Consider the following 14,703-nt stretch of genomic DNA (forward strand, 5'->3'; position numbering starts at 1 on the left):
ATGCCGTGTCTGGCATGCGAGTTTCAGGCATGCTCGGTGTCGTGAGAAACTAAGCCGGTGACTCAAACAACAGTGCCCGTGATCTTTGACCTGGACGGCACTCTTGTCGATCCGGCCGGCGGAATATCCGGCGGAATCGCAGCAGCCCTTGCCGCCGCAGGCCTGCCGGTTCCTGGCCAGGACGTCCTGAACTCGATGATCGGCCCCAAACTCAGCGACGCACTCCAGAGTGTCTGCAAGGTTCCGGCCGAGATGCTTGACGAGGTCATCCGGACGTACCGGCAGCACTACCTGGCCACGGGGATAGCCCAGAGCCGGCTGTACCCCGGGATCCGGGAAGCGCTGGAGACCTTCGCGGCCGAAGGCAGGCCGGTGGCCGTCGCCACGCAGAAGCCCGAAGGGCTGGCCCAGATCGTGCTGCGCCACCACGGCATCGCCAACCTGTTCCAGTCCATCAGGGGTTCGGCAGACAACGAATCGTCAACGGATGGTCCGGTGGGAAAGGCAGACATCATCGCCGCGGCCCTGACTGACCTCTCCACCCAGCATGCCGTTATGGTGGGTGACCGCGCCCAGGATGTGGCGGGCGCCATCGCGAACGGCCTTGACTGCATCGGCGTGGGCTGGGGTTTCGCTCCCGACGGCGAACTCGAGGAAGCCGGGGCCTTCACCGTGGTGGACACCACCGCGGGCATGGTTGCCGCCATCGGGCGACTCGAAGCCATCCACGCTGCCGCGATGAGTGAGGTGCGCAACGATGGCGCTGTTTGAGGCGGTCCGCTGGACATTTCGCGGGCTCGTCGCGGGCACCTGCCGGCCCACCGTCGTCGGCCTTGAAAACGTCCCAAAAGAGGGGCCCTTCATTGTGGCCCCGAACCATCTTTCCTTCTTTGACAGCGTCATTGTCCAGGCACTGATGCCGCGGCCGGTGGCCTTCTTCGCCAAAGCCGAGTACTTCACCACGGGTGGCGTGAAGGGAAAGGTCATGAAATCTTTCTTCGAGTCCGTGGGCTCCATCCCCGTGGAGCGCGGCGAACAGGCAGCCAGCGTCCAGGCGCTCAAAACCCTCATGGACATCCTGGAGGCCGGCAAGGGCATCGGCATCTACCCTGAAGGCACACGGTCGCGGGACGGCATCCTCTACCGCGGGCGCACCGGCGTGGGCTGGCTTGCCCTGGCCACCGGAGCTCCCGTGATCCCGGTTGGACTGATCGGGACGGAGAACCTGCAGCCGGCCGGTGAGAAGGGCTTCAAGCCGCATCACTTCACCATGAAGGTGGGGGAGCCCTTGTATTTCGACAAGACCGGTCCGGATCATTCGCTGCCGGCGCGGCGGCAGGTAACCGACCGCATCATGGATGCGATCGCCGAACTCAGCGGCCAGGAACGCTCCACCAGCTACAACCAGAGCAAGGCCGCGGACTAGGCGTTGGTAGAATGAAGTAGTGGCAGATCCAGCAAGTTACAGGCCCCAGACGGGTGAGATTCCCACCAACCCCGGGGTGTACCGGTTCCGCGATCCCCACGGCCGGGTCATCTACGTCGGCAAAGCCAAAAGCCTTCGCTCCCGACTGAACTCCTACTTCGCGAACCCGGCGGGCCTGCTGCCCAAAACGCACGCAATGGTTCACACGGCCAGCAGTGTCGAGTGGACAGTGGTGGGCAGCGAGCTGGAGTCCCTGCAGCTTGAATACACCTGGATCAAGGAATACAAGCCACGCTTCAACGTGGTCTTCCGCGACGACAAAACTTATCCGTACCTGGCCCTCACCATGAGCGAGAAGCTCCCCAGGGTCCAGGTCATGCGCGGGGACCGCCGCAAAGGTACCCGGTATTTCGGCCCGTACACGGCTGGCGCGATCCGGGAAACCATGGACACTTTGCTGCGGGTTTTTCCGGTCCGCAGCTGCAGCGCCGGGGTCCTCAAACGGGCCCAGGCGAGCGGCCGGCCCTGCCTGCTGGGCTACATCGACAAATGCTCGGCCCCCTGCGTTGGCCGGGTGACCCCCGAGGAACACCGGGCCCTGGCGGAGGACTTCTGCGCGTTTATGGGCGGCGAGGCCAAACGCTTCATCACCAAGCTCGAAAAGGAGATGGCCGACGCCGTCGGCACGCTCGACTACGAACGTGCGGCGAGGCTCCGTGATGACATCTCCGCCCTGCGGAAGGTCTTTGAGCGCAACGCCGTGGTGCTCGCCGATGATACCGACGCCGATGTCTTCGCGCTGCACGAGGACGAGTTGGAAGCCGCCGTCCAGGTCTTCCACGTCAGGGGCGGCCGGATCCGCGGCCAGCGCGGCTGGGTAGTGGAAAAAGTGGAGGACGCCACCACCCCGGATCTGGTGGAACACCTGCTGCAGCAGGTCTACGGCGACGACGGCGACAGCCACGGCAGGCTGCCCCGCGAAGTCCTGGTGCCCGTAGAACCCAGCAATGCTGCGGAACTTACGGAATGGCTCGGCGGCCTGCGGGGAGCCAAAGTGGATATCAGGGTGCCGCAGCGCGGCGACAAGGCTGCGCTGATGTCCACCGTCCGTGAAAACGCCGAGCACGCGCTTAAACTGCATAAGACCCGCCGCGCCGGGGACCTCACCGTGCGCTCCCAGGCACTGCAGGAACTGCAGGAAGCCCTTGACCTGCCCGTGGCGCTCCTCCGGATCGAATGCTTCGACGTCTCCCACGTCCAGGGCACCAACGTCGTGGCGTCCATGGTGGTGGTCGAGGACGGCCTGCCCAAGAAGTCCGATTACCGGAAATTCTCCGTCACGGGGGCCGCCGCGGCAGACGACACCGCGGCCATGCACGATGTCCTGACAAGACGCTTCCGGCACTACCTGCAGGACAAGTCCGCGCAGCTCGAGGCGTCCGCCCTGCCAGGGCACCAAGCCGCCTTGGAAGCGGCTGCCGATGCGGCCGTCCTGGACACTACGACGGCGGCGCCGCGGGCGAAATTCGCGTACCCGCCCAACCTGGTGGTGGTCGACGGCGGCAAACCCCAGGTGAACGCGGCAGCCCGGGCGCTGGCGGATCTTGGCATTGAGGATGTTTACGTAGTGGGCCTGGCCAAACGGCTTGAGGAAGTCTGGCTGCCGGACAGCGACTTCCCCGTGATCCTGCCCCGGACGTCCCAGGGACTCTATCTGCTGCAGCGGATCCGTGACGAAGCCCACCGCTTCGCCATCACTTTCCACCGGCAGAAGCGCGGGACGGCCATGACCGTCTCGGCGCTGGACGGAGTGCCTGGCCTTGGTGAGTCCAAACGCAAGGCCCTGCTCACCCACTTCGGGTCCGTCAAGGGTGTGAAAGCTGCCACCGCGGCCGAGCTCACGGCGGCGAAGGGCATTGGACCATCCCTGGCGAACGCCATCGTGGCCCACTTCAGCGGCGAAGACGCGGCCGGCGATGCACTTCCAGCCGTGAATATGGCCACCGGCGAAATCATTGAAACCTAGGTAGGGTAAGGAGCGCAGGTTTCCGCCGTTGCGGTTGCCTGCCTTCATCTTGATAGAAACGGGGCGGAACGAATGGCAGACTCTACGGCGGAATCCGGGACGGAGCAGGACGGGCTGACGCCGGTCAAGCCCCTCGAAGCGGAACTGCTGGTGGTCACTGGTATGTCAGGGGCGGGACGCAGCACCGCCGCGGACGCGCTTGAGGACCATGGCTGGTACGTCGTGGAAAACCTGCCGCCACAGATGCTCGGCACCCTTGCCGAGATCGTGTCCCACGCGCCGCAGTCCATTCCGCGGCTGGCCGTGGTGATGGATGTCCGCAGCAAAGGCCTCTTCGTCGACGTCCGTGCAGCGCTGGGGGCCCTCGCCGCCAGCGGGGTCACTTTCCGGGTACTTTTCCTGGACGCCAACGACGACGTCCTGGTCCGCCGCTTCGAGCAAGGCCGCAGGCCCCATCCCCTCCAGGAAGGCGGCCGGATCCTGGACGGCATTGCCGCCGAACGGGAGGTGCTCAAGGAACTTCGCGACAGCTCCGACGTCGTACTGGATACCTCCGCGTACAACGTCCACGCCCTGGCAACGGCCATCACGGAACTCTTCAGCGAGACCGGCCCGGTGGCGCTCCGGCTCAACGTCATGAGCTTCGGCTTCAAATACGGCCTGCCGGTGGACTCCAACTACGTCGCGGACGTCCGGTTCATCCCCAACCCGCACTGGGTCCCGCAGCTGCGCCCGCACACCGGCCTGGACAAGGACGTCAGCGATTACGTCCTGGAGGCAGAAGGCGTAAAGAACTTCGTGGACCGCTACGTCCTGGCGCTCGAACCGGTCCTTGACGGTTACCGGCGCGAAAACAAGCACTACGCCACCATCGCCGTCGGCTGCACCGGAGGCAAGCACCGGTCCGTGGCAGTCGCCGTCGAGCTTTCCAAAAAACTGGCACAGTATCCCCGCGTGACCGTCACCACGACGCACCGGGATCTGGGCCGCGAATAATGGGGATGCTCACTGGGCCGCTGCCGCTGATACCGGTTTCAGGCGGAACCTCGGCAGGCCAGCAGGATAAGGGACCCAACGTCGTGGCGCTCGGCGGCGGACACGGCCTGTCAGCCTCGCTGTCGGCACTGCGGCTGCTCACTTCCGAACTGACCGCCATTGTCACGGTAGCGGACGACGGCGGGTCTTCCGGGCGTCTGCGCGACGAGTACGGCGTGCTCCCGCCCGGAGACCTCCGCATGGCCCTGTCCGCGTTGTGCGATGACACGGATTGGGGCCGTACCTGGCGCGACGTGATGCAGCACCGTTTCCAACCCGGCAAAGGCGGTGGCGGGTCACTTGACAACCACGCGATGGGAAACCTGCTCATCGTCACCCTATGGGAACTCCTGGGCGATACCGTGGCCGGGCTCAAGTGGGCCGGTGCCCTGCTGGGCGCCCGCGGGCAGGTGCTGCCCATGTCCACCGTGCCGCTGACCATCGAAGGTGACATCCGCGTGACCGCACCGGACGGGGAATCCGCGCTGCAGACAGTGCGCGGGCAGGCACGCTGCGCCGTTGCCGGCTCGCTGGAGCATGTCCGGCTGCTGCCCGAGCATGCCCCCGCCTGCGTGGATGCCCTGACTGCAATCGAGCTGGCTGACTGGGTGATTTTGGGGCCGGGGTCGTGGTACACGTCCGTGCTGCCGCACCTGCTTCTCCCGGAAATGCGCCAGGCACTGTGTGGCACGGCCGCGAAACGCTGCCTCACCATGAACCTGGCCACCGACACGAAGGAGACCACGGGCATGTCCGCGGCGGACCACCTGTACGCACTGCGCCGGTATGCGCCGGACTTCAGCGTCGACGTTGTCCTGGCGGATCCCGCATCCGTGCCGGACCGGCAGGAGTTCGAGAAAGCCGCCGCGATGATCGGCGCCGAGGTTGTCTTGGGTAAAGTGGGGGCGTCGGGCCGCCGACCCGTCCACGACCCCCTGCGTCTGGCAGCGGCGTACCACGACATTTTTGGGAACAGTTAGGAAGGTGCCATGGCACTGACATCATCGGTCAAGGAAGAACTGTCCCGTCTGGACATCAAAAAATCGTCAGTCCGCAAGGCGGAGGTCTCGGCCATGCTGCGCTTCTCCGGCGGACTGCACATCATCTCGGGCCGGATCGTGATCGAAGCCGAAGTTGACCTCGCATCCACGGCGCGCAGGCTCCGGGCAGCCATCGCGGAGGTGTACGGCCACCAGAGCGAGATCATCGTTGTCTCCGCTGGCGGGCTGCGCCGCGGAAGCCGGTACGTAGTGCGGGTAGTCCGCGATGGCGAATCCCTGGCCCGGCAGACAGGCCTCCTGGACGGCCGCGGCCGGCCGGTGCGGGGGCTTCCCTCGGCCGTGGTCAACGGCTCGGCTGCTGACGCCGAGGCAGTGTGGCGTGGAGCCTTCCTGGCCCACGGCTCCCTCACGGAACCGGGCCGTTCGTCATCACTGGAGGTCACCTGCCCGGGTCCCGAGTCCGCGCTTGCCCTCGTTGGTGCCGCCCGCCGTCTGGGCATCCAGGCCAAGGCCCGCGAAGTCAGGGGAGTGGACCGGGTGGTGATCCGCGACGGCGACACCATCGCTGCCCTGCTCATCCGCATGGGCGCCCACGACGCCCTGATGGTCTGGGAAGAACGCCGGATGCGCAAGGAAGTCAGGGCCACGGCCAACAGGCTGGCCAACTTTGACGACGCCAACCTGCGGCGCTCCGCCCAGGCGGCCGTGGCGGCCGGTGCCAGGGTTGACCGGGCACTGGAAATCCTGGGCGACGACGTCCCGGACCACCTCAAATACGCCGGCGAACTCAGGGTGGCCCACAAGCAGGCCAGCCTGGACGAGCTGGGGCGCCTGGCCGATCCGGTGATGACCAAGGACGCCATCGCCGGCCGCATCCGCCGGCTCCTGGCCATGGCGGATAAGCGGGCCATCGACTTGGGGATCCCTGGCACTGATGCCAATGTGACGCCTGAGATGCTGGACGAGTAGCGGCACCCCTAGAATCAGAGCGTTCACCCTGATCTTCCGGATGCCAGACATCCGGATGCACAATCCGAGAGTTACAACCCGGACAGACCGTCCACGACATTGGAGGATTTTGTGACCGAGTACGTACTGCCAGAACTCAGCTACGACTACGCGGCGCTTGAGCCGCACATTTCAGCGCGCATCATGGAGCTGCACCACAGCAAGCACCATGCAGCCTACGTGGCAGGCGCCAACAACGCCCTTGCCCAGCTGGCCGAGGCACGCGACAAGGGCGACTTCGCCAACATCAACCGCCTTTCCAAGGACCTCGCGTTCCACACCGGCGGCCACATCAACCACTCGGTGTTCTGGAACAACCTGTCCCCGGACGGCGGCGACAAGCCTGAGGGTGAGCTGGCAGCTGCCATCGACGACACCTTCGGTTCCTTCGATGCCTTCCGTGCCCAGTTCTCCGCGGCAGCCCTTGGCCTGCAGGGATCCGGCTGGGGTTTCCTGGCCTACGAGCCGATCGGTGGCAACCTGGTCATCGAGCAGCTCTACGACCAGCAGGGCAACGTGGCTCTCGGCACCACACCGCTGCTGATGCTGGACATGTGGGAGCACGCCTTCTACCTGGACTACGTCAACGTCAAGGCTGACTACGTCAAGGCCTTCTGGAACATCGTCAACTGGGCCGATGTCGCCAAGCGCTTCGAGGCTGCACGCACCAACGCAACGGGCCTCATCACCCTGCCGTAGTGACCGGCAGTACATGAGCGTGTAACAAACTTCACATTTCGGCGTGATTTCGGCCGGAATGTGGAAGGACCGCCCCCGCACTTGCGGGGGCGGTCCCACTTAAACGTAAGATGGATCACGGAAGGCGGTCTGCCTTCAGCAATGTGGCTGGTCGCCCTCCGATCTGTTAATCATCTCTGCCCAATGGCGTGCGGGATCTGTTAGTTGGCTTCAACGCCCGCTCAACTAGTTTGTGCTTAATCAAGCACCAAGGAGACTGAACAAGTGACGACCCGTATTGGTATCAACGGCTTCGGCCGCATCGGCCGCAACTACTTCCGCGCAGCCCTCGCCCAGGGCGCGGACCTGGAGATCGTTGCCGTCAACGACCTCACCAGCCCTGAGGCACTGGCCCACCTGCTCAAGTACGACTCCGTCGGCGGCCGACTGAAGGAAACCGTTGAGGTCAAGGACGGCAATATTGTCGTCGACGGCAACGTCATCAAGGTTCTCGCCGAGCGCGATCCCGCCAACCTGCCCTGGGGCGAGCTGGGCGTCGACATCGTCATCGAGTCCACCGGCTTCTTCACCAAAGCCGCTGCCGCGCAGAAGCACATCGACGCGGGCGCCAAGAAGGTCCTGATCTCCGCACCGGCCTCCGGCGAGGACATCACCATCGTGATGGGCGTCAACGACGGCCTGTACGACAACGCGGCGCACAACATCATTTCCAACGCGTCCTGCACCACCAACTGCCTGGGCCCGCTGGCCAAGGTCATCAACGACACCTTCGGCATCGAGCGTGGCCTGATGACCACCATCCACGCCTACACGGCTGACCAGAACCTGCAGGACGGCCCGCACAACGACCTCCGCCGTGCGCGTGCCGCCGCCATCAACATGGTCCCCACCTCCACGGGTGCGGCCAAGGCGATCGGGCTGGTCCTGCCCGAGCTCAAGGGCAAGCTGGACGGCTACGCCATCCGCGTGCCCGTCCCCACCGGCTCGGCCACCGACCTCACTGTCACCGTCTCCCGCGAGACCACTGTCGAGGAAGTCAACGCAGCACTGAAGAGGGCTTCGGAGTCCGACGAGTTCCAGGGCATCCTGACCTACACCGACGCACCGATCGTGTCCTCGGACATCGTCGGGGACCCGGCATCGTCGATCTTCGACTCCGGACTGACCAAGGTCATCGGCAACCAGGTCAAGGTTGTTTCCTGGTATGACAACGAATGGGGCTACTCCAACCGCCTCGTAGACCTCACGGAGCTCGTCGCAGCCAAGCTGGGCTAGGGTTAGACACATGACATTCCACACCCTCAACGAACTGATCGCTGAAGGTGTCCGCGGGCGGTACATTCTTGTCAGAAGTGACCTGAATGTGCCGCTCGACGGCTCTACAGTGACTGACGACGGCCGTATCAAGGCCTCCCTGCCAGTCCTGGGAAAGCTCACGGACGCCGGTGCCCGCGTGCTGGTAACAGCCCACCTCGGACGCCCCAAGGGCGCTCCGGAGGAAAAGTACTCCCTCCAGCCAGCCGTAGCGCGGCTCGCCGAACTTGCCGCCTTCAAGGTCTCGCTCGCACAGGACACCGTGGGCGGCTCTGCTCAGGAACTCGCCGCCTCGCTTCAGGACGGCGAAGTCCTCGTCCTGGAGAACGTGCGCTTCGACGCACGGGAGACCAGCAAGGACGACGCCGAACGCGGCGCCTTCGCGGACGAACTGGTGGCCCTGACCGGGGCCAACGGCGCCTACGTGGACGACGCCTTTGGCGCCGTACACCGCAAGCACGCCAGCGTCTACGACGTCGCCTCCCGGCTCGCGTCCTACCAGGGCGACCTTGTGCACACCGAGGTGGAGGTCCTGCGGAAGCTGACGGCTGACACGCAGCGGCCCTACGTGGTGGTGCTCGGCGGCTCCAAGGTCTCCGACAAGCTGGCGGTCATCGACAACCTCATCGGCAAAGCTGACACCATCCTGGTGGGCGGCGGGATGCTCTTCACGTTCCTGGCAGCAGAGGGCCACAGCGTTGCCGGAAGCCTCCTGGAAGAAGACCAGATCCCGGTTGTCCGGGACTACCTAAAGCGCGCTGCCGGTGCCGGCACCGAATTCATCGTGCCCACCGACGTTGTGGTGGCCGCCAAGTTTGCGGCCGACGCAGGCCACGAGACCGTCCCCGCGGACGGCATCGAGGGCAGCAGCTTCGGCGCCCAGGGCATCGGACTGGACATCGGACCGGACTCTGCAGCTGCTTTTGCGGACCGGATCAAGGGCGCCAAAACGGTGTTCTGGAACGGACCCATGGGCGTCTTCGAGTTCGAAGCGTTCTCCGGCGGAACCCGCGCCGTGGCCCAGGCCCTGACCGAGGCCGACGCGTTCACCGTGGTAGGCGGTGGCGACTCCGCTGCCGCCGTGCGGACGCTCGGTTTCGCTGACGACCAGTTCGGGCACATTTCCACCGGCGGCGGCGCCAGCCTGGAATACCTCGAAGGCAAGGAACTCCCGGGACTCAGCGTCCTGGACCGTTAGGAACCTGGACTGCCAAGTCCTCCGGCCGGCAGGGTGCCCGCGGGCACCCTGCCGGCCGCACACATATCAAGTATTTTTTGGAGAACACGTGACAACGTCAACGAACGGCGCTTTTGACCGCACGCCTCTCATTGCAGGCAACTGGAAGATGAACATGGACCACGTCCAGGGCATCACCCTCCTGCAAAAACTGGCCTGGACCCTGTCGGACGCCAAGCACGACTACAGCCGGGTTGAGGTGGCCGTCTTTCCGCCATTCACCGACCTCCGCGGCGTGCAGACCCTCGTCCAGGGCGACGAACTGGACATCGCCTACGGCGGCCAGGACCTCTCCCAGTTCGACTCGGGCGCTTACACCGGCGACACCTCCGGCCAGTTCCTGAACAAGCTGGGCTGCCGCTACGTCCTGGTGGGGCACAGTGAACGCCGCACCATCCACCAGGAATCTGACGAAGTGCTCAACGCCAAGGTCAAGGCAGCGTTCAAGCACAGTGTCACCCCGGTACTTTGCGTGGGCGAAGGCCTCGAAATCCGCCAGGCCGGCACGCATGTCGAGCACACCCTGACGCAGCTCCGGGCGAACGTTGCCGGACTGACGGCCGAGCAGGCGGCAGAGCTTGTGGTGGCCTACGAGCCCGTCTGGGCCATCGGCACGGGTGAAGTGGCCGGGCCGGAGGACGCCCAGGAAATGTGCGACGCCATCCGCGCGGAGCTGGCCGCCCTCTTTGGCGACGACGTTGCGGCGAAGAGCCGGCTGCTCTACGGCGGCTCGGTCAAGGCCAACAATGTCGCCGCGATCCTGAAGGAACCCGACGTCGACGGCGTGTTGGTCGGCGGGGCCAGCCTCGATCCCGCGGAGTTTGCTAATATTGTCAGGTTCGAGAGTCACCTGGTGACGGACTAGTCCGTCACTCAGCTTCAGGCTCCCGCAATTCCAATCTTCTGAAAGGCCGTCGTGGACGTTCTTCATGTCATTCTGCAGATTCTCCTGGGCATCACCAGCCTTCTGCTGACCCTGCTTATCCTCCTGCACAAGGGACGGGGTGGCGGGCTGTCGGACATGTTCGGCGGCGGTATGAGTTCCGGCCTCAGCTCCTCGGGCGTCGCCGAGCGGAACCTGAACAGGTTCACCGTGGTCCTGGGCGTTACCTGGGGCATCGTGATCATCGCCCTTGGCCTGGTCATGCGCTTCAGCGGCGCAGGGGACTCATAGCCCCTGCAACTGATCGTCGCCCGGCACTGCCGCGATGAGGATCTCCGAACTAAACTGTGGCTGTTGGCTTCCAACAGCCACAGTTTTTGTTTAAGCAGCCAGGAGACTCGATGGTACATAGTGCGTCAGCGTTCCGCGGCACCCGGGTGGGTGTCACAGAAGGGGCCGGTCCCAAGAACCAATCAGAAGCTGCCTCCGGCGAAAGGGTGCCGCGTATCCGCGTTTCCTTTTGGTGCACCAAGGGGCATGAGACCCAGCTTGTCTTCCTGCGGTTGCCGGACGAGCAGCTTCCCACCGTATGGGACTGCCGGCGCTGCGGGGCTCCGGCATCACGGGACGGCAAGGAAGCCGACCTGCCGGGCCCGCTGGACGAAGGCTTCAAGAGCCACCTTGAGTACGTTAAAGAACGGCGCTCCGACCAGGACGCCGAAGCTGTCCTGGCCGGAGCGCTGGAAAAACTACGCGCCGGCGGCGTCCTTCCGGACGAGCTGCCGCGGGACACGTGACGCTGCGTTTTCATCGATAAGCCACAGCGTGCGGGATGTTCCACGGGGGCCCGCCGCCGGTACCTGCACAGGGTTGGCTCCCGCCAAGGCCAGGCCTACCGCGCCGGCTTTGTCCTCGCCGGCCACCACCATCCAGACCTCGGCCGCCGTGTTAATGGCGGGAAGCGTGAGTGAGATCCGCTGGGGCGGCGGCTTGGGGGAATTGCGGACGCCAACTACTGTCCGCTCCTTCTCCCGGATTCCGGCCTGCTCCGGGAAGAGCGAGGCCACGTGGGCGTCCGGGCCAACGCCCAGCAGCACAACGTCCAGCCGCGGCAGTTCTCCCGGTTCGTCCGGACGGTCGTCGGACATGTCGGCAGCGTGTTCGGCCTGGGCTGCTTCCCGGAGCCTGCGCGCGTAGTCCTCGGCTGCTTCCTCGGGTGTGTCGAAGTCATCCGAGGAGGCTGGCTGGTTGATCCTCGCAGGATCAACCGGAATGCTCGACAGGAGTGCGGCGAAGGCCTGCTTGGTGTTCCGGTCGGGATCGTCCGCACCGACGAAACGCTCGTCACCCCACCAAAAATTCACCCTGGACCAGTCGACGGCGGGCGCCGCTGGGGAATCCGCAACAGCCTTCAGCGTTCCGATGCCTACTGTGCCGCCGGTCAGGACCACCGTGGCCTCACCGTGCTTGTCCTGCACATCCACCAGTTTGGTGATCAGGCGGGCCGCAATAGCGGCCATCAGGACGGACGAATCAGGATGGATGCTAACTCTTGGCTCAACGCTCACTGGGTCGGACGCTCCTTAGATTGGTACGTGGCAGTCCAATAGTAATCACTTCGCCGAAGACTTCGTCGGGGTCGAGGCGGCGGAGCTCTTCGGCGAGGCAGTCTTTGAGGCTGCGGCGTGGCAGCGAGATGCGTTGGGCGGGCTGTCCGGGCTGGGTCAGTTCCGCCACGGAGAGTCCGGGGCGGAAGAGCTGCACGTCGCCGGTGTGGCGGGTGAGGCGGACCCTCCGGATGCCGGTCCCGGCAGGGTCCGCGACGATGGTCACGGGCGCGTCCAGGGCCAGGGTCAGCCACGCCGCGAGCAGGATCGTGGACGGTGAGTCGGAGGCGCCTTCCACGGCGACGGCGGTGACGGGTGAGCCGTCCACCTGGTCCAGGACGGCCGCGAGCTGGATCCGCCAGTTCGTCAGCCGGGTCCAGGCGAGGTCGGTGTCCCCGGCCTTGTACGTGGCCCGGATGTTCGCCAGCGCCATTTGGGGATCGGCTTCGTTCGCGGAGTCGGTGATCCGGCGGTGCGCGATCCGGCCCACGGAGGTTTCGCAGGCGTTCTCCGGTGCCCCGTGCGGCCACCAGGCCACGATCGGGGCGTCCGGCAGGAGCAGGGCCGCGACCAGGGATTCGCTTTCGTGGGCGAGCTCGCCGTAGCCGCGGAGCACGATGACCTCGGACGCGCCGGCGTCACCGCCCACCCGGATCTGCGCGTCGAGCCGGTCCGGGGCTTCGGCTCCGGCGTCGGCGAGGACGATGATCCGGCAGGGGTGTTCGCGGCTGGCCTCGTTCGCGGCCTCGATCGCTTCTTCCTCGAGCCCGGACCGGGTCACGACCACCAGGGTCAGGACCCGGCCCAGCGCGATCACCCCGCCCTGCTCACGCAGGGAGGTGATCTTCTTGGAGATCTTCGAGGTGGTGGTGTCCGGCAAATCTACAATCATGGCCTTCTCCAGGTTCGTCCGTCGCGGGCCAGCAGTTCATCGGCCGAGGCCGGGCCCCAGGACCCCGGGGCGTAGGGTTCGGGCTGTTCGGCCAACCCGGCCCAGTAGTCTTCAAAGGGGTCCAGGATCTTCCAGGACAGCTCCACCTCGGCGTGCCGCGGGAACAGCGGCGGCTCCCCGAGCAGCACGTCCAGGATCAGCCGCTCATACGCCTCCGGGGAGGACTCGGTGAACGAGTGCCCGTAGCCGAAGTCCATGGTCACGTCCCGGACTTCCATCTGCGTGCCCGGGACCTTGGACCCGAACCGGATCGTCGCGCCCTCATCGGGCTGGACCCGGATCACCACGGCGTTCTGCCCGAAGTCATCCTCGCCATGATCCCGGAACAGCAGGTTCGGGGCGCGTTTGAACACCACCGCGATCTCGGTCACCCGCCTCCCCAGCCGCTTGCCCGCCCGCAGGTAGAACGGCACCCCGGCCCAGCGCCGGGTATGGATGTCCACCCGGACCGCGGCGAACGTCTCGGTCTTCGAATCGGCCGGGATGCCCTCTTCCTCCAGATAGCCCTGGACCTGTTCCCCGCCCTGCCAGCCGCCCGCGAACTGCCCGCGCGCCGAATGCGTGGACAGGTCCGCCGGGAGTTTGACCGCGGCGAGGACCTTTTCCTTCTCCGCCCGCAAATCGTCCGCGTTGAAGGAAATCGGCTCCTCCATCGCCGTCAACGCCAGCAGCTGCAGCAGGTGGTTCTGGATCACGTCCCGCGCGGCGCCCACACCGTCGTAGTACCCGGCCCTACCGCCCGTGCCGATGTCCTCGGCCATGGTGATCTGGACATGGTCCACATAGTTCGCGTTCCACAACGGCTCAAACAGCTGGTTCGCGAACCGCAGCGCCAGGATGTTCTGCACCGTTTCCTTGCCCAGGTAATGATCGATCCGGAACACAGCATCCGGCGGGAACACCGATTCCACAATGTCGTTCAGCGCCCGGGCCGAGTCCAGGTCATGCCCGAACGGCTTCTCGATCACCACCCGCCGCCATTTATCCCCCTCGGCCTGCGCGAGGCCGTGCTTGGACAGCTGCCGGCAGACCTGCTCAAACGCCTTCGGCGGGATGGACAGGTAGAACGCGTGATTGCCCCGCGTTCCGCGCTGCCCATCCAGCTCAGCGATCGTGTCACCCAACCGCTCAAACGCATCATCGTCGTCGAACTCGCCCTGGACAAAGCGGATACCCTCCGCGAGCTGGTTCCACACCGCCTCATCAAACGAAGTCCGCGAATACGCCTGCACCGAGGCCTTCACCTCGGCGGCGAAGTCCTCGTGCTTCCACGGACGGCGGCCAAAACCCACCAACGCGAAACTCGGCGGCAACAGCCCCCGGTTCGCGAGGTCATACACGGCCGGCATGAGCTTCTTACGGGCAAGGTCACCGGTCACTCCAAAGAGCACCAACGAGGACGGACCGGCAATCCGGTTCAGGCGGCGGTCACGGGGATCCCGGAGCGGATTACGCCCTGATCGCCCCGAACGCGGCGCGGAATTCCTGCCGTTTTCAGTTTCTGGCATGTCTGCT

15 protein-coding genes are annotated in these 14,703 nt (G+C 65.4%); 12 read left to right on the forward strand and 3 right to left on the reverse strand.

Annotation, left to right across the window (positions count from 1 at the left end; genetic code table 11):
- Positions 1 to 57: 57 nt before the first annotated feature.
- The 12 genes from AC3IT0_RS10805 to AC3IT0_RS10860 all read left to right on the forward strand — a co-directional run bounded on the left by AC3IT0_RS10805 (position 58) and on the right by AC3IT0_RS10860 (position 11,426).
- Positions 58 to 771: an HAD hydrolase-like protein gene (locus AC3IT0_RS10805; protein WP_489323677.1), complete on the forward strand. Its 714-nt coding sequence runs from the start codon at positions 58 to 60 to the stop codon at positions 769 to 771.
- Positions 758 to 1,426, forward strand: coding sequence for a lysophospholipid acyltransferase family protein (locus AC3IT0_RS10810; protein ID WP_489323678.1), 669 nt, complete (start codon positions 758 to 760; stop codon positions 1,424 to 1,426). The genes AC3IT0_RS10805 and AC3IT0_RS10810 overlap by 14 nt, the downstream gene beginning before the upstream one ends.
- A 19-nt stretch (positions 1,427 to 1,445) precedes the next feature.
- Positions 1,446 to 3,452, forward strand: coding sequence for an excinuclease ABC subunit UvrC (uvrC, locus tag AC3IT0_RS10815; RefSeq protein WP_489323679.1), 2,007 nt, complete (start codon positions 1,446 to 1,448; stop codon positions 3,450 to 3,452).
- Positions 3,453 to 3,524: 72 nt separating this feature from the next.
- Entirely contained in the window at positions 3,525 to 4,448 is a 924-nt protein-coding gene (gene rapZ, locus AC3IT0_RS10820) for an RNase adapter RapZ (RefSeq protein ID WP_489323680.1), read from the forward strand.
- Complete coding sequence (locus AC3IT0_RS10825) at positions 4,448 to 5,467, forward strand: gluconeogenesis factor YvcK family protein (protein ID WP_489323681.1); 1,020 nt, start codon at positions 4,448 to 4,450, stop codon at positions 5,465 to 5,467. The genes rapZ and AC3IT0_RS10825 overlap by 1 nt, the downstream gene beginning before the upstream one ends.
- A 9-nt stretch (positions 5,468 to 5,476) precedes the next feature.
- On the forward strand, positions 5,477 to 6,457 hold the full coding sequence (gene whiA, locus AC3IT0_RS10830) for a DNA-binding protein WhiA (RefSeq protein WP_489323682.1): 981 nt from the start codon (positions 5,477 to 5,479) through the stop codon (positions 6,455 to 6,457).
- A gap of 111 nt (positions 6,458 to 6,568) precedes the next feature.
- Entirely contained in the window at positions 6,569 to 7,195 is a 627-nt protein-coding gene (locus AC3IT0_RS10835; protein ID WP_489323683.1) for a superoxide dismutase, read from the forward strand.
- Between the two features lie 264 nt (positions 7,196 to 7,459).
- Positions 7,460 to 8,470, forward strand: coding sequence for a type I glyceraldehyde-3-phosphate dehydrogenase (gene gap, locus AC3IT0_RS10840; RefSeq protein ID WP_489323684.1), 1,011 nt, complete (start codon positions 7,460 to 7,462; stop codon positions 8,468 to 8,470).
- Between the two features lie 10 nt (positions 8,471 to 8,480).
- Positions 8,481 to 9,707, forward strand: coding sequence for a phosphoglycerate kinase (locus AC3IT0_RS10845; protein WP_489323685.1), 1,227 nt, complete (start codon positions 8,481 to 8,483; stop codon positions 9,705 to 9,707).
- A gap of 88 nt (positions 9,708 to 9,795) precedes the next feature.
- Positions 9,796 to 10,611 (forward strand): triose-phosphate isomerase, encoded by an 816-nt coding sequence (tpiA, locus tag AC3IT0_RS10850; RefSeq protein WP_489323686.1) that lies wholly within the window; start codon positions 9,796 to 9,798, stop codon positions 10,609 to 10,611.
- Between the two features lie 51 nt (positions 10,612 to 10,662).
- A complete protein-coding gene (secG, locus tag AC3IT0_RS10855) occupies positions 10,663 to 10,920 on the forward strand; it encodes a preprotein translocase subunit SecG (protein ID WP_489323687.1) in 258 nt (85 codons plus the stop codon).
- 110 nt (positions 10,921 to 11,030) lie between these two features.
- Entirely contained in the window at positions 11,031 to 11,426 is a 396-nt protein-coding gene (locus AC3IT0_RS10860) for an RNA polymerase-binding protein RbpA (protein ID WP_489323688.1), read from the forward strand.
- Here the strand turns inward: AC3IT0_RS10860 and pgl are convergent.
- Genes pgl through zwf form a run of 3 tightly spaced genes read right to left on the reverse strand, consistent with a single transcriptional unit; the run spans position 11,379 to position 14,696 of the window.
- Entirely contained in the window at positions 11,379 to 12,149 is a 771-nt protein-coding gene (gene pgl, locus AC3IT0_RS10865) for a 6-phosphogluconolactonase (protein ID WP_489323773.1), read from the reverse strand. The two genes, AC3IT0_RS10860 and pgl, sit on opposite strands and share 48 nt — an antisense overlap.
- A 37-nt stretch (positions 12,150 to 12,186) precedes the next feature.
- Positions 12,187 to 13,128, reverse strand: a complete 942-nt coding sequence (locus tag AC3IT0_RS10870; RefSeq protein ID WP_489323689.1) for a glucose-6-phosphate dehydrogenase assembly protein OpcA — start codon at positions 13,126 to 13,128, stop codon at positions 12,187 to 12,189.
- Positions 13,125 to 14,696, reverse strand: coding sequence for a glucose-6-phosphate dehydrogenase (gene zwf, locus AC3IT0_RS10875; RefSeq protein ID WP_489323690.1), 1,572 nt, complete (start codon positions 14,694 to 14,696; stop codon positions 13,125 to 13,127). Before zwf ends, AC3IT0_RS10870 begins: the two co-directional genes overlap by 4 nt.
- Positions 14,697 to 14,703: the final 7 nt, after the last annotated feature.

This window comes from Pseudarthrobacter sp. KH_020_B (assembly GCF_057840185.1).

Coding starts and splice junctions, on each gene's coding strand:
- AC3IT0_RS10870 (WP_489323689.1), bottom strand. CDS start 13,128: ATGATTGTAGATTTGCCGGACACCACCACCTCGAAGATCTCCAAGAAG.
- rapZ (WP_489323680.1), top strand. CDS start 3,525: ATGGCAGACTCTACGGCGGAATCCGGGACGGAGCAGGACGGGCTGACG.
- zwf (WP_489323690.1), bottom strand. CDS start 14,696: ATGCCAGAAACTGAAAACGGCAGGAATTCCGCGCCGCGTTCGGGGCGA.
- pgl (WP_489323773.1), bottom strand. CDS start 12,149: ATGGCCGCTATTGCGGCCCGCCTGATCACCAAACTGGTGGATGTGCAG.
- AC3IT0_RS10825 (WP_489323681.1), top strand. CDS start 4,448: ATGGGGATGCTCACTGGGCCGCTGCCGCTGATACCGGTTTCAGGCGGA.
- AC3IT0_RS10845 (WP_489323685.1), top strand. CDS start 8,481: ATGACATTCCACACCCTCAACGAACTGATCGCTGAAGGTGTCCGCGGG.
- AC3IT0_RS10860 (WP_489323688.1), top strand. CDS start 11,031: ATGGTACATAGTGCGTCAGCGTTCCGCGGCACCCGGGTGGGTGTCACA.
- whiA (WP_489323682.1), top strand. CDS start 5,477: ATGGCACTGACATCATCGGTCAAGGAAGAACTGTCCCGTCTGGACATC.
- AC3IT0_RS10810 (WP_489323678.1), top strand. CDS start 758: ATGGCGCTGTTTGAGGCGGTCCGCTGGACATTTCGCGGGCTCGTCGCG.